Source organism: Variovorax sp. KK3 (assembly GCF_001984055.1).
Taxonomy (GTDB): domain Bacteria; phylum Pseudomonadota; class Gammaproteobacteria; order Burkholderiales; family Burkholderiaceae_C; genus Variovorax.
In genome coordinates this window covers 1-13,742 of record NZ_LYVO01000010.1, presented here as the reverse complement: position 1 = coordinate 13,742, position 13,742 = coordinate 1, and the positions used below count along the sequence as shown (strand labels likewise).

13 protein-coding genes and 1 pseudogene are annotated in these 13,742 nt (G+C 67.6%); all 14 read right to left on the bottom strand.

Annotated elements, in window-relative coordinates; translation table 11 throughout:
• Positions 1-12: 12 nt before the first annotated feature.
• A complete protein-coding gene (gene hflC, locus B0W80_RS07005; RefSeq protein WP_076998405.1) occupies positions 13-912 on the bottom strand; it encodes a protease modulator HflC in 900 nt (299 codons plus the stop codon).
• 14 nt (positions 913-926) lie between these two features.
• Complete coding sequence (gene hflK / locus B0W80_RS07000; RefSeq protein ID WP_076998404.1) at positions 927-2,285, bottom strand: FtsH protease activity modulator HflK; 1,359 nt, start codon at positions 2,283-2,285, stop codon at positions 927-929.
• Between the two features lie 52 nt (positions 2,286-2,337).
• Positions 2,338-3,531 (bottom strand): GTPase HflX, encoded by a 1,194-nt coding sequence (hflX, locus tag B0W80_RS06995; RefSeq protein WP_076998403.1) that lies wholly within the window; start codon positions 3,529-3,531, stop codon positions 2,338-2,340.
• 53 nt (positions 3,532-3,584) lie between these two features.
• Positions 3,585-3,830 carry an RNA chaperone Hfq gene (gene hfq / locus B0W80_RS06990; protein ID WP_076998498.1) on the bottom strand — a complete coding sequence of 82 codons (246 nt, stop codon included), beginning with the start codon at positions 3,828-3,830 and terminating at the stop codon, positions 3,585-3,587.
• A gap of 197 nt (positions 3,831-4,027) precedes the next feature.
• Positions 4,028-5,371, bottom strand: a complete 1,344-nt coding sequence (gene der / locus B0W80_RS06985) for a ribosome biogenesis GTPase Der (RefSeq protein WP_076998402.1) — start codon at positions 5,369-5,371, stop codon at positions 4,028-4,030.
• 17 nt (positions 5,372-5,388) lie between these two features.
• The gene (gene bamB, locus B0W80_RS06980; protein ID WP_076998401.1) at positions 5,389-6,534 is read right to left on the bottom strand and encodes an outer membrane protein assembly factor BamB; all 1,146 of its coding nucleotides are present in this window, start codon (positions 6,532-6,534) and stop codon (positions 5,389-5,391) included.
• A 6-nt stretch (positions 6,535-6,540) separates the two neighbouring features.
• Complete coding sequence (locus tag B0W80_RS06975; protein WP_076998400.1) at positions 6,541-7,251, bottom strand: tetratricopeptide repeat protein; 711 nt, start codon at positions 7,249-7,251, stop codon at positions 6,541-6,543.
• A gap of 6 nt (positions 7,252-7,257) precedes the next feature.
• Positions 7,258-8,568: a histidine--tRNA ligase gene (gene hisS, locus B0W80_RS06970; RefSeq protein ID WP_076998399.1), complete on the bottom strand. Its 1,311-nt coding sequence runs from the start codon at positions 8,566-8,568 to the stop codon at positions 7,258-7,260.
• 11 nt (positions 8,569-8,579) lie between these two features.
• Positions 8,580-9,881 carry a flavodoxin-dependent (E)-4-hydroxy-3-methylbut-2-enyl-diphosphate synthase gene (gene ispG / locus B0W80_RS06965; RefSeq protein ID WP_076998398.1) on the bottom strand — a complete coding sequence of 434 codons (1,302 nt, stop codon included), beginning with the start codon at positions 9,879-9,881 and terminating at the stop codon, positions 8,580-8,582.
• Positions 9,878-10,738: a helix-turn-helix domain-containing protein gene (locus B0W80_RS06960; protein ID WP_256856510.1), complete on the bottom strand. Its 861-nt coding sequence runs from the start codon at positions 10,736-10,738 to the stop codon at positions 9,878-9,880. The genes ispG and B0W80_RS06960 overlap by 4 nt, the downstream gene beginning before the upstream one ends.
• 61 nt (positions 10,739-10,799) lie before the next feature.
• Complete coding sequence (gene pilW / locus B0W80_RS06955; RefSeq protein WP_076998396.1) at positions 10,800-11,630, bottom strand: type IV pilus biogenesis/stability protein PilW; 831 nt, start codon at positions 11,628-11,630, stop codon at positions 10,800-10,802.
• A gap of 4 nt (positions 11,631-11,634) precedes the next feature.
• Positions 11,635-12,780 (bottom strand): 23S rRNA (adenine(2503)-C(2))-methyltransferase RlmN, encoded by a 1,146-nt coding sequence (rlmN, locus tag B0W80_RS06950; protein WP_076998395.1) that lies wholly within the window; start codon positions 12,778-12,780, stop codon positions 11,635-11,637.
• A gap of 20 nt (positions 12,781-12,800) precedes the next feature.
• Complete coding sequence (gene ndk / locus B0W80_RS06945) at positions 12,801-13,220, bottom strand: nucleoside-diphosphate kinase (protein ID WP_076998394.1); 420 nt, start codon at positions 13,218-13,220, stop codon at positions 12,801-12,803.
• Between the two features lie 264 nt (positions 13,221-13,484).
• Positions 13,485-13,742, bottom strand: a pseudogene (locus B0W80_RS34405) (23S rRNA pseudouridylate synthase B); the annotation flags it as partial.

Here is a 13,742-nt window from a genome sequence, read left to right as displayed (position 1 = left end):
GCACCGGATGGGCTATCGCCTCGGGCCCGCCGTGGCGCCGCCCGAGCTCTGCATCGCGCGGAAGAAGTCCGACGACGGGTCGAGCACCATCACGTCGCTCTTCTTGTTGAAGCTCTGCTTGTAGGCGTCGAGGCTGCGGTAGAACTGGGCGAACTGCGGGTCGCGGCCGAAGGCTTCGGCATAGGCCGCAGCGGCCCGCGCGTCGCCCTCGCCCTTGATCTTCTGCGCATCGCGGTACGCGTTGGCCACGACCACCTCGCGCTGGCGATCGGCATCGGCACGGATCTTCTCGCCCTCGGCGAAGCCGGTGGAGCGCAGCTCGTTGGCCACGCGTTTGCGCTCGGCTTCCATGCGGCGGTACACGGACTCGGTGATCGCCTCGACGTAGTCGACGCGCGTGACGCGCACGTCGATGATCTCGATGCCCCACGGCTTGGCGCCCTTCACCACGGCCGCCATCTCGCGCTGCACGTCGCTCATCAGGGCTTCCCGCCGGGTCGAGATCAACTCGCGCACGGTGCGCTTGTTGACGTTTTCCTGGAAGGCGTTGCGCACCACGCGGTTCAGTTGCACGGCACCGGCGTTCTCGTCGAGCCCGACGTTGCGGATGTATTCCGACGGGTTGCTGATGCGCCAGCGCACGTACCAGTCGATCACCACCCGCTGCTTCTCGGACGTGAGCATCGGCTCAGGGTCGAGGCTGGACAGCGTGAGCAGGCGCTTGTCGATGTACGACACGTTCTGGAAAGGCGGTGGCAGCTTGAAGTTCAGGCCCGGCTCGGTGATCACTTCCTTGATCTGACCCAGGGCATAGACCACGCCGAACTGGCGCTGGTCGACCACGAAAAGGGTGGAACTCAGCAGCGCGAGCGCCACCAGAACCGACGAAACGATGAAGCCAAGTTTGTTCATTGTTGTGTTGCTCCTCAGCGCACGTCGCGGTCGCGCGAGCGGCCGTCGCGGGCGCGGGACTCGACGGGCGCGACGGGAATCACCGACGACTGCGGCGGCGCGGTACCGGCCACGTTCGGAGTGGCACCGTCGACCGGCGCGCCTGCGCCGCCCGGACCGGCGCCCTGGATGAGCTTGTCGAGCGGCAGGTACAGCAGGTTCGAACCCTGCTTCGAATCGACCAGCACCTTGGTGGTGTTGGTGTAGATCTGCTGCATCGCGTCGGTGTACATGCGGTCGCGGGTGACCTGCGGCGCGCGCTGGTATTCGGCAAGCACCGAGCTGAAGCGCTGCGCATCACCCTGGGCCTGCGCCGTGATGCGGGCCTTGTAGGCTTCGGACTCCTCGAGCAGCCGCGAAGCGGTACCGGTGGCACGCGGCACCACGTCGTTGGCGTAGGCCTGGGCCTCGTTCTTGGTGCGCTCGCGTTCCTGGCCGGCCTTGAGCACGTCGTCGAACGCCGCCTGCACCTGCTCGGGCGGACGCAACCCGCCCTGCTGCACATTGATGCCGACCACCTCGATGCCCACCTTGTAGCGGTCGAGGATGTTCTGCATCAGCGCGCGCACGCGCGGCGCGATCTGGTCGCGCTCTTCGGCCAGCGCCGCGTCCATCTTCATCTTGCCGACCACCTCGCGCACGGCCGTTTCGGCGACCTGCACGACGGCGTCGGTCGGCGTCTTGCTCTCGTAGAGATAGGCGCGCGCATCGCTCAGGCGGTATTGCACGGCGAACTTGATCTCGACGATGTTCTCGTCCTCGGTCAGCATGGCCGAGTCCCGCAGGCCGGTGGAGCGCACGATGGTGTCGCGGCCCACGTCGATGGAACGGATCTGGGTCACCACCACGATCTCGTGGCGCTGGATCGGATACGGCAGGCGCCAGTTGAAGCCGGCACCCACGGTTGCCTTGTAGCGCCCGAACTGGGTGATCACGCCCTGCTGGCCTTCGTTCACGATGAAGAAGCCGGTACCCAGCCAGATCAGCACCGCGACCGCCGCCACCAGGCCCAGGCCGACGCCGGCGTTCTTCATGTCGGGCTTCATGCCGTTGCCGCCGCCATTGCCGCCGGTGGGACGCCCACCGTTGCCGCCGCGGCCGCCACCGAACAGCCCGCCGAGCTTGCGGTTGAAGTCACGCCAGAGCTCGTCGAGGTCGGGTGGCCCCTGGTTCGGGCCTTGACCCTGGCCGCGCGGCCGGTTGTTGTTGTTGCTGTTGTTGTTGTTGTTGCCGGATGGCCCGGCGTCCTCGTCAGGACGGTTGGCATTCGGACGGTCGCCGTTCGACGAGGGCTCGTCGCCTCGCCCCCAACGGCCGTCGTTCAGGTTGAACATGCCCTGAAACCGTCTCCACACTGGCTTTGCATTCATTCGTCGTCTTCTCTGGTCAGTGAGGGGATTGTGCCAATGCGCCGACGCCGTCGTGCAATTCGGCGCCAGGCTCTGGGGTCATGCCGGGCTGCGACGACGACATCGCACGCCGTGCGAGCTCTGCCCGCAGGGCGGGCAGGCCCTCGCCGCTGTGCGCGCTCAGGAAGATGCGCGCCACCTGCGCGCCGTCGACCTCGATCTCGTCGACCAGCGCGAGCGGCCGCTGTGCTGCGTCGATCGCGTCCAGCTTGTTGAAGACGAGGAGCTGGGGCACCGTATCGGCGCCGATCTCTTTCAGCACCGACTGCACCTCGGCCATCTGCTCGGGGTGGTGCGGATTGGAAGCGTCCACCACGTGCAGCAGCAGGTCGGCATCGACCGCCTCCTGCAGGGTGGCCTTGAAGGCGTCGATCAGGCCGTGGGGCAGTTCGCGGATGAAGCCCACCGTGTCGGAGATCGACACCTTGCGATTCGCGTCACCCAGGTAAAGATGGCGCGTGGTCGTGTCCAGCGTGGCGAAGAGCTGGTCGGCCGCATAGGCGCGTGCCTTCACGAGCGCGTTGAACAGCGAAGACTTGCCGGCGTTGGTGTAGCCCACCAGGGAGATGTTGAAGGTGTCACGACGCTCGCGCTGGCGGCGCTGCGTGCCGCGCTGTCGCTGCACCTTGGACAGGCGCTCGCGCGTGCGGCGGATGGCGTCGCCGATCATGCGGCGGTCGAGTTCGATCTGCGTTTCGCCCGGGCCGCCACGCGTGCCGATGCCGCCGCGCTGCCGCTCCAGGTGGGACCAGCGCCGCACCAGGTGCGTGCTGAGGTACTGAAGGCGCGCGAGTTCGACCTGCAGCTTGCCTTCGTGCGAGCGCGCGCGCTGGGCGAAGATTTCGAGGATCAGGAAGGTGCGGTCGTACACGGCGACGCCCAGCTGGCGCTCGAGGTTGCGTTGCTGCGCCGGGCTCAGGGCCTGGTCGAAGATGACCTCGCTGGCGCCGTGCAGTTCGGCGAGCTCGCGGATCTCGTCGGCCTTGCCGCTGCCGACGAACAGGGCTGCATCGGGCGCACGGCGCTTGGCGACCAGGCGCGCGACAGGCTCGAGGCCGGCAGTCTGCGCGAGCAGGCCGAGTTCTTCGAGTTCGCCGTCGAAATGGGGCAGCCCGAAATCGACGCCGACGAGAACGACGGCCCCCTCTTTTCGGGAATTCAGTTCAGACAAGCGGTATCAATGAGAAAAAAGCGCGGCAGCCGGGGCCACCGCGCTTCGTGCCGTCAGGCGGCAGCGTCGTCGCTCTCGGAAGCCGAGAAGTTGACCGCCCGGCCCGGCACGATGGTGGAGATGGCATGCTTGTAGACCATCTGGGTCACCGTGTTGCGAAGCAACACGACATACTGATCGAAAGACTCGATCTGACCTTGCAGCTTGATGCCGTTGACCAAATAGATGGACACTGGCACGTGCTCTCGACGCAAGGTATTCAGGAAGGGGTCTTGTAAAAGTTGCCCTTTATTGCTCACGATATTCTCCGTGTTCAAGAGTAGTTGTTGGACTGGTCACCATAACACAGCACTTCCGCACCGCAGCACGAAACCCTGATCGCCCCCACAAAATATGGGCGCTCGAATGGCGGAACTCGTGACCGCGCCGTTGCTCCGCGCTTTCGCCTGCCCCGGAATGAGGCGTCGACGCGCCATGCAGGGGCGCAGCGGCGGGCTCAGCCTTCCTTGTCGGCGAAGGGATTCTGCTGCGTCTTGAACTCGATGCGCAACGGCGTGCCGACCAGGTCGAACTCCTTGCGAAAGCGGCCTTCGAGGAAGCGCCTGTAAGCCTCGGTCACGTGCTCCAGCGAATTGCCGTGGATCACGATCACCGGCGGGTTCATGCCGCCCTGGTGCGCATAGCGCATCTTGGGGCGGAACATGCCCGACTTCTTGGGCGCCTGGAACTGCACGGCCTCCTGCAGGAGCCGCGTGAGCACCGGCGTCGACATCTTGCGCGTGGCCGACTTGTGGGCCTGGGCAATGGCCTGCCAGAGCGGACCGAGCCCCTGGCGCTTGACGGCCGAGATGAAGTGCAGCGAGGCGAACTTGAGGAAGGCAAGCCGGGTCTCGATCTGGCGCTGGATCTGCTCGCGCTGGTAGCTGTCCACCGCGTCCCACTTGTTGATCGCGATCACCACCGCACGACCGCTTTCGAGAACGTAGCCGGCGATGTGGGCGTCTTGGTCGGTCACGCCCTCGGTGGCGTCGATCAGCAGCAGCACCACGTTGGCCGACTCGATGGCCTGGAGCGTCTTGACCACCGAGAACTTCTCGATCGCCTCGAAGACCTTGCCCTTGCGCCGCAGACCGGCCGTGTCGATCAGCTCGAAGCGCTGGCCGTTGCGTTCGAAGGGCACCGAGATCGCGTCGCGCGTGGTACCCGGCAGATCGAAGGCGACGAGGCGCTCCTCGCCCAGCCAGGTGTTGATGAGCGTGGACTTCCCGACGTTGGGCCGGCCGGCCACCGCCAGCCTGATCGGCTTGTTGACGTCTGCTTCGTCGTCGTCTTCGTCCGGCTCGGGCAAGGCCAGGGGCTCCAGGGCCAGCTCGACGAGCCCGCGGGTGCCTTGGCCGTGCGCCGCCGAGATGCCGTGCACTTCGCCGAAGCCCAGTTCGTAGAACTCTGCCAGCTTCACGCCTTCCTGCATGCCTTCGGCCTTGTTCGCGGCCAGCACGCAGGGCTTGCCGAGGCGGCGCAGCTCGTTGGCGATGTCGTGGTCCTGCGCCGAGAGGCCTTCCCGCGCATCGACCACGAAGATGACCACGTCGGCCTCGGCCACTGCCTGGCGTGTCTGCTTGGCCATCTCCTTGAAGATGCCGCTGCCGGCGTCGGGCTCGAAGCCGCCGGTGTCGATCACGATGAACTCGTGCCGGCCCTGGCGCCCATTGCCGTAGTGACGGTCGCGCGTGAGGCCGGCGAAGTCGGCGACGATGGCGTCGCGGGTCTGGGTCAGGCGGTTGAACAGCGTCGACTTGCCGACGTTGGGGCGCCCGACCAGCGCGATGACGGGTTTCATGGTCGAGCGCTCGGCCGTTACTCGGGCCGGTAGCCGAACACGCCGCCGTTGCGCGTGACCACGACCACCGTATTGCCCGCCAGCACGGGCCGCGCCGCGATGGCGGAACCATCAGGCGTCAGGCGGTTCAGCGTGGCGCCGTCCTCGCGCGACAGCACGTGGAGGAAGCCGGTGCTGTCGCCGATGATCAGCGAGCGCCCCACGGCCAGCGGCGCGGTCAGCGTGCGGTATTTGAAGCGGTCGACCTGCCAGGCGCGCTCGCCGTCGTTGCGGCGCCAGGCGACGACGTTGCCGTTCTCCTCGGTGCCGTAAACGAAGCGGTCGTCACCGCTCAGGCCCTCGGCGCTGCTCGCAGGCTTGGTCCACACCAGGGTGCCGCGCGACGTGTCCACGCAGCCGACGGTGGCGTAGTAGGCGCGTGCGCAGACCGAGTCGCCGACGCGGCTCGCGCTGCCGGTCAGGTCGACCAGGCGTTCGACGTCGTTGGTGCCGCGCGGCGCTGCGATGGGCGATTCCCAACGCGAGCTGCCGTTGGCGGGGTTGATGCCGACCAGCCGCCCCCCGATGCCGACCACCAGGGTGTCGCCCACTGCGAGCATCACGCCCGGACGCTTGAGGACGAGGTTCTCGGCGGTACGCTGTTGCGACCACAGGCGGCGGCCGGTCTGGCCGTCCCAGGCGCTCGTCGTGCGGTCGGCCGTCTGCACGAAGATGCGGCGGCCGGCCACCAGGGGCGCGGTGTAGGTCTGCGCGGTGAGCCGCTGGCGCCACAGCACCTTGCCGCCCTGCAGCGCGACGAGTTCGTTGTCTGAAGTGACCGCTGCCGCGAGCGACCCATCGCTGCCGACGCCGGCGACCAGCGCCCCGCCGACATTGGCTCGCCATGCCTCTTGGCCCGAGCGCGCGTCGATCATGACCACGGTGCCGTCGCTCGAACCGACCGTCACCATGTCGCCGCTCACGTCGGTGACGAGGGGGAACTCGACCTTCGGGATGCGGATGGTCCAGGCCTGGCGCACGCCCATCACCGCTTGCACCGGCGGCAGTTCGGCCGGCTTCGGCTTGGGCGTGCCGGAGCAGGCGGCCAGCGCGGCGATCGCGAGCGCGGCGGCACCCGCGCGCAGAACGGAGACGGAAAGCATCGAACGGCAGCAGGAATTCATGGTGTGTTATTTGGCAGCGGATGCGTTGGCGGCAGGTACGGCGGCAGCAGGCGCGGCCGCCGGGGCCAGGCTCACGGGATCGACGCCGACCGCATTGAGCTTGATCTCGACCAGTCGGCGGTACTCGTTGCCCGGCGAAAAGGCGGACCAGGCCTTGCGGTACTCGGCCTTGGCCTCCTCGCGCTTGCCCTGGGCGATGTAGATGTCTCCCTTGCGGTCGGCCGCGAGCGCCTCGAACTCCTGGCTGGGCATGGCGCCCGACAGTTGCTTCAGCGCCTCGTCGTAGGACTTGGCAGCCATCAGCTCTCCGGCCAGCCGCAGGCGGGCAACGGCCTGGTAGCCCGGGTCGGTGCCCTTGTCGACCACCCACGACAACGCGGCGCGCGAAGCGTCGGCATTGCCCTTGTCGTGCAGCACGCGGGCGGCCAAAAGGCCGGCCTGCTGCGCGTAGGCGGTGGAGGCGAACTTGCTCTTCATGTCGGCCAACGCGCGCTCGACGCGTGCCGTGTCGCCGGCCTGGGCGCCGCGCTCGAGTTCGTCATAGAGCGCTGCGGCGCGCGCCGATTGATCGCGCTGCCAGTACTGCCAACCGTTCCATGCCAGGAACGCGCCGGCGGCCAGCAGCAGAACCCAGGTGATCAGCGTCCCATAGGTGTTCCAGAAATGCTTGAGCTGGTCGAGCTGTTCCTGTTCTTCGAGGTCGAGATGGGTTGCCATGCGCTGTCAGTTGTTGGGAGCCGGGGATTGTAGGGTGGCGGCCCAGGCCGCCAGGTCGGCCAGAGGCCGCGCCACCTGGGCGCCGGCACCGTCGCGCAACGACTTGACCGTGAGCTCGCCGCGCGCCAGTTCGTCGGCGCCGAAGATCAGCGCGTAGTTGGCGCCACTGCCGTCGGCCTTCTTGAACTGCGACTTGAAACTGCCCATGCCGTCGCCGGTGGACGCGTGCATCTGCACGCGCACGCCGGCTTCTCGCAGTTGCTGCAGCGTACGCAGCACCAACGGCATCGCGGCCGCGTCGGGCACCACCGCATAGGCGTCGGGCACCGACACCGGGACCACGGTACCCTGCTCCTTCACCAGGTCGAGCACCCGCTCCACGCCGATGGCCCAGCCCACCGCGGGCGCCGGCTTGCCGCCGAGCTGCTCGAACAGGCCGTCGTAGCGGCCGCCGGCGCACACGGTGCCCTGCGAGCCGAGCCGATCGGTCACGAACTCGAAGACGCTGAGGTTGTAGTAGTCGAGGCCACGCACCAAGCGCGGATTGACGGTGTAAGCGACGCCGTTGGCATCGAGGATGGCCTTGAACCCTTCGAAGTGGGTCAGCGATTCGGCGCCGAGAAAGTCGATCAGCTTCGGCGCAGCTTCCACCAGCGACTTCATCGCGGGGTTCTTCGTGTCGAGGATGCGCAGCGGGTTGCTGTGCAGGCGGCGCTGCGCGTCCTCGTCGAGTTGGTCGGCATGGGCCTCGAAATGGGCGATGAGCTGGGCGCGATGTTGCGCACGCTCGGCCGGCTGGCCCAGGCTGTTGATCTCCAGGCGCACGTCGGTCAGGCCGATCGCCTTCCAGAGTGCCGAAGCCAGCAGCACCAGTTCGGCGTCGACATCGGGTCCGGCGAAGCCGAGCGCCTCGAAGTCGATCTGGTGAAACTGCCGGAAGCGCCCGCGCTGCGGCTTCTCGCGTCGGAACATCGGCCCGATGGCCCACAGCCGCTTGCCGCCGTCGTAGAGCATGTTGTGCTCGATCGCGGCACGCACGATGCCGGCAGTGTTCTCGGGGCGCAGCGTCAGGTGGTCGTTGTCGCCGTATTTGTCGGAGCGGTCGTGGAAGGAATACATCTCCTTCTCGACGATGTCGGTCACCTCGCCGATGCCGCGCACGAACAGCGCCGTGTGCTCGAGGATGGGCGTTCGGATGTTGCGGTAGGCGAAGCGCGAGGCCACCTCGCGCACGATGCTCTCGAGCCATTCCCAGCGCGCCGATTCCGGCGGCAGGGTGTCGTTCATGCCTTTGACGGCATTCAGTTTGTCAGCCATGGATGTGATGCTCAGGCAGCGACAGTGGCTGCACCGAAGCGCTTTTCGACGTAGTTTTCGACCAGTTGATGGAACTCGGCAGCGATGTTCTCGCCGCGCAGCGTGAGCGCCTTCTCGCCGTCGATGAAGACGGGCGCGGCCGGCGCCTCGCCGGTGCCGGGCAGGCTGATGCCGATGTCGGCATGCTTGCTCTCGCCGGGGCCGTTGACGATGCAGCCCATCACGGCGACCTTCATCGTCTCGACCCCCGGGTACTTGGTGCGCCAGACCGGCATCTGCATGCGCAGGTAGTCGTCGATCTGCTTGGCCAGTTCCTGGAAGGTGGTGCTCGTGGTGCGGCCGCAGCCCGGGCAGGCGGTGACGCTGGGCACGAAAACGCGCAGGCCGAGCGCTTGCAGGATCTCGTTGGCGATCACTACTTCCTGGGTGCGCGATTCACCCGGCTGGGGCGTGAGCGACACACGGATGGTGTCGCCGATGCCCTCTTGCAGCAGGATCGACAGCGCGGTGGCCGAGGCCACCGTGCCCTTGGTACCCATGCCGGCTTCGGTCAGGCCCAGGTGCAGCGCGTAGTCGCAGCGCCGGGCCAACTCGCGGTAGACGGAGACCAGGTCCTGCACGCCGCTCACCTTGCAGCTCAGGATGATCTGGTCGCCGCGCATGCCCATGGATTCGGCGAGTTGCGCGGAGCCGATGGCCGAGCTCACGAGTGCTTCGTACATCACCTGCTTCGCGTCCCAGGGCACGGCCCGGCGGCTGTTGACGTCCATCAGGCTGGCCAGCAGTTCCTGGTCGAGGCTGCCCCAGTTGACGCCGATGCGCACCACCTTGTTCCAGCGCATCGCGGCCTCGATCATCTGGCCGAACTGGCGGTCGCGCTTGTCACCCTTGCCCACGTTGCCGGGGTTGATGCGGTACTTGCTCAGCGCCTCGGCGCAGGCCGGGAAATCGGTGAGCAGCCGGTGGCCGTTGTAGTGAAAGTCGCCGATCAGCGGCACGTCGACGCCCATGCGGTCGAGCTGCTCGCGGATGTAGGGCACCTGGGCCGCCGCCTCGGGCGTGTTGACGGTGATGCGCACCATCTCCGACCCGGCCTGGGCCAATTCCTTGACCTGGATGGCCGTGCCGATGGCATCGACCGTGTCGGTGTTGGTCATGGACTGCACGCGCACCGGGGCATCGCCGCCCACGGTGACAGTGCGCGGCCCCCAGACGACGCTGGCCTGGCGCGAACGGCGCGGGCTGGGCGATGCGGCCTCGATGGGTTGCCCGTCCACGGAGTTGGACGAGAGGCCGGTGATGGAATCGCTCATGGCTTCACCTCGAAACGGGCGACGCCGCCCGCCTTGGTCAATGGCTTCAGGTCGAAGGCCTTGCCGCGCACCTGCACATCGACGCCGGAGGCACGGCCGATCACGACCGTGAGCGGCAGCGTGCCGGTCAAGCCGACGGTTTCGCCGGACTGCACGGTGCGGCGCAGCAGCGACTTGCCGCCGGCCTCGTTCACCATCACCCAGGATTCTTCGCGCGCCGTGAAGACGATCAGGTCGCCGCCGGCGGCAGGCGAGCCGGTCGCGGCGGAGGTCGCCGGTGTCGCGGACGCGGGCGCTGCGGTGGCGACAGTGCCCGACGTCGCGGGCATGGCTGGCATGACGGGCTGGACCTGCTCCATCACCGTGCCCGGCGCTGCGGCAGCGGTCGCGGTGGTTGTCGCCGGCTGCGCCTCGCCTGCATCGCCCGACGAGGGGCTGGTGATGTGGGCCACGGTCTCGCCGAGGCTGTCGAAGATCGACTGCGGCAGCCAGAAGATGGCAGCGGCGCCGACCAGCAGCAGCACGACCACCGTCAGCAAGGCGCGTGAAGGCAGGCCCGACGGATTGCCGGAGCGCGCCTGCGAGGGGAGTGCCCTGCTCATGGTGCGGTCGGCATTGGCCAGCCCCGATGGCTGCGCACCGGGCAGCTTGGCAAGCACGGGCGCCGGATCGATGCGCAGGGCCCGGGCCACGCTCGCGGCCAGTGCACGCGCGAAGACCGGGTCGGGCAAGGCGTCGATGTCGTCGGCCTCCAGCGCCGCAAGCTTCTGCGGCGTCACCTTGAGCGCCGCTGCCACCACGTCCAGGTGCAGGTCGTGGGCCTCGCGGGCCGCGCGCAACATATCTCCGGCCGTCATGTGGGAGCGGTCGACAGTGATCAAGGGCGCCGCTGCAGAGGCGCCGAACTCGCTCGCCTTCTCAATCATTGAAGCTACCGCGCTCATAGGCCACCGCCTCGCGCGATTGGGGGAAGCGCCGCTGCAGCTGGCCGGCGAGCTGTCCCACCGCCTCCCGGTTGTTGAGCTTGCGCTCGACCTTGATGCCCAGCCACAGTGTCTCGGCGTTGGCGGACGGGCCGTTGTTGATGCGCCGGATGTAGAACTGCGCGCGCGACCATTCCTCGCGCTGCACCAGCAGCGAAGCCAGGTTGTAGCCGATCACGGGGTTGCCGGCATCGAGCTCGTAGGCCTGCGTCAGGCTGCGCTCTGCGTCGGCACGTTGGCCGGCGCGCAGCTGGCACACGCCCTGGGTCATCAGCGTCTTGGCGCGTTCGCCGTAGTTGGAAATGGCCAACGCCGCAGAGAACTGCTGCTGCGCATCGCCGAAGCGGTTCTGCTGGCACAGGAGCCAGCCGTAGTTGTGCAGGGTGTTGGGTTCGCGCGGGTTCAGCGCGATCGCTCGGCGAAAGCTGTCTTCGGCCAGGCCCGCGTCGTCCAGGCGCATGTAGATCAGGCCGCGCAGGTTGTACGCCTCGGGAAAAGTCGGGTCGGCCGCGAGCGACTGCTTGACTTCGTCGAGCGCCACGGTCGGCTGGCCCTGCTCGAAGTAGCCGATCGCCAGTTCGAGCCGCAGGCGCGCGCGCTTGCGTGCATTGCCCTCGTCGGAGTCGGTGACGATGCCCGCGGCATTGCCTGCCGTGCTGGGCACGCTGGTGTCCCGTGCCGCGCAGCCCGCCAACAGGACAGCGGCGGCGACGCCGAAGAGCATTTGCGTCATCCGCTGCTGCGCGATCGAGGGGACCTGGGTCATCGGTTCATTGCTCCTGGGCGGTGGAAGGCGCTGGCTTCCTGCGCGGGTGCAGCACGACGGTGCGCCGCTGCGCCATTCGACGGGCTGCATCCGTCCGGTCTTTCACGTCGCCGGCCAGTTGGCCGCAGGCCGCGTCGATGTCGTCGCCGCGGGTCTTGCGCACGGTGGTCACGATGCCGGCTTCGCTCAGGAGCTTGGCGAAGGCCAGCACGCGCGGCGGCGGCGAACGCAGCAGGCCGGATGCCGGGAAGGGGTTGAAGGGAATCAGGTTGAACTTGCAGGAGACGCCCTGCGAACGCACCAGCTCGATGAGCTGGCGCGCATGCTCGGGCTGGTCGTTCACGCCGTCGAGCATGCAGTACTCGAAGGTGATGAAGTCGCGCGGCGCATGCGCCAGGTAGCGCTTGCAGGCGTCGAGCAACTCGGCCAGCGGGTACTTGCGGTTGAGCGGCACCAGTTCGTCGCGCAGCGGGTCGTTGGGCGCGTGCAGCGAGACGGCCAGCGCAACCGGACAGTCCGCGCCGAGCCGGTCGATCATCGGCACCACCCCCGAGGTCGACACCGTGACGCGTCGGCGCGACAGGCCATAGGCGTTGTCGTCGAGCATGGTGCGCAGGGCCGGCACCAGGGCCGTGTAGTTCTGAAGCGGCTCGCCCATGCCCATCATCACCACGTTGGAGATGACGCGCTCGTCGCGTTTCAGGTGCTTGCGCAGGAAGTGCTCGGCGAACCAGAGCTGGGCGACGATTTCGCCGGTGCTCAGGTTGCGGCTGAAGCCCTGGTGGCCGGTCGAACAGAAGCGGCAGCCGACGGCGCAGCCCGCCTGCGACGACACGCACAGCGTGCCCCGGTCGTCTTCGGGAATGAACACGGCCTCGACCGCATTGCCGTCACCGACATCGAACAGCCACTTGATGGTGCCGTCGGCCGATTCCTGCTGCGTGAGCACCGGCAAGGCCTCGACGCGCGCAGTGCCGGCGAGCTTTTCGCGCAGCGACTTGGCAAGATCGGTCATCTGCGCGAAGTCGCTCGCGCCGCGTTGATGGATCCAGCGGAACAGCTGGGTGGCGCGAAAGCGCTTCTCGCCGAGCTTTTCGCAGAACGCGGCCAGCCCCTCGAGATCGAAATCGAGCAGGTTGGCCGTGGTCATTGCTGGGGGCGGGCTCCGCCTCAGCGGGCCTTGAGCTCGGGGAAGAAGAAAGCGATTTCGACCTTGGCGGTCTCGACGGCGTCGGAGCCGTGGACGGCATTGGCGTCGATGCTGTCGGCGAAGTCGGCGCGGATGGTGCCGGCAGCAGCCTTCTTGGGATCGGTGGCGCCCATCAGGTCGCGGTTCTTGGCGATGGCGTCTTCACCTTCGAGCGCCTGCACGAACACGGGGCCGGAGATCATGAACTTGACCAGGTCGCCGAAGAAGGGGCGTTCCTTGTGCACGGCGTAGAACTGCTCGGCATCGGCCTGCGACAGCTGGACCAGCTTGGCGGCGACGATCTTGAGGCCGGCAGCCTCGAAACGGGAAACGATCTTGCCGATGACGTTCTTCGCGACGGCGTCGGGCTTGATGATGGAGAGGGTGCGTTCGATGGCCATTGAAGTGCTTTCCTGATTGCTTGGATTTCGAGGAGTTCCGTCAAGCTGCAGCCCGCGGCTGCGCTCCCTTGACAAAGCCCGTGATTTTAACCGGCGTCTCCATCGCCTCCCGTGACATGTGGACGAATGTCGCGGGCGGCAAGGGCACGCCACTTTGCGGAGCCCAGTGGGACACCGCAGAGCCGGCTTTGCCGGGCCGCCGATGCCACCCTGGGCGAGAGAATTGGCGCAACCCCACAAAGAAGTGGGGCCTGGCGAGTGCTTCTATCTGCCGCGACGGCGGTTGCCGCCGCCGCCTTGCCCGCCGAAATTGCCGCCGGAAGGGCCGCCACCGCCGCCCCGCCGCGGACGCTGCTCCTTGCGCTGGCGCGAGAAGCTGTCGGCGCCGATGTAGCCCAGCGAGGTCTTCATCGGATCGGGCTGGTTGCCGCCGCCGCCCGGCGCACCATCGCGCCGACCGCCCTGCCCTTGACCCTGTCCCTGGCCTTGGCGATTTCGCCGGCCCTGCCCACCGCCGCTGCC

Bases quoted from the DNA above. Each gene is read 5' to 3' on its own strand.
- ispG (WP_076998398.1), bottom strand. From the start codon at position 9,881: ATGAGCGATTCCATCACCGGCCTCTCGTCCAACTCCGTGGACGGGCAA.
- hflC (WP_076998405.1), bottom strand. From the start codon at position 912: ATGAACAAACTTGGCTTCATCGTTTCGTCGGTTCTGGTGGCGCTCGCG.
- B0W80_RS06960 (WP_256856510.1), bottom strand. From the start codon at position 10,738: ATGACGGCCGGAGATATGTTGCGCGCGGCCCGCGAGGCCCACGACCTG.
- der (WP_076998402.1), bottom strand. From the start codon at position 5,371: ATGAAACCCGTCATCGCGCTGGTCGGGCGCCCCAACGTCGGCAAGTCG.
- bamB (WP_076998401.1), bottom strand. From the start codon at position 6,534: ATGAATTCCTGCTGCCGTTCGATGCTTTCCGTCTCCGTTCTGCGCGCG.
- rlmN (WP_076998395.1), bottom strand. From the start codon at position 12,780: ATGACCACGGCCAACCTGCTCGATTTCGATCTCGAGGGGCTGGCCGCG.
- B0W80_RS06975 (WP_076998400.1), bottom strand. From the start codon at position 7,251: ATGGCAACCCATCTCGACCTCGAAGAACAGGAACAGCTCGACCAGCTC.
- pilW (WP_076998396.1), bottom strand. From the start codon at position 11,630: ATGACCCAGGTCCCCTCGATCGCGCAGCAGCGGATGACGCAAATGCTC.
- hflK (WP_076998404.1), bottom strand. From the start codon at position 2,285: ATGTTCAACCTGAACGACGGCCGTTGGGGGCGAGGCGACGAGCCCTCG.
- hisS (WP_076998399.1), bottom strand. From the start codon at position 8,568: ATGGCTGACAAACTGAATGCCGTCAAAGGCATGAACGACACCCTGCCG.
- ndk (WP_076998394.1), bottom strand. From the start codon at position 13,220: ATGGCCATCGAACGCACCCTCTCCATCATCAAGCCCGACGCCGTCGCG.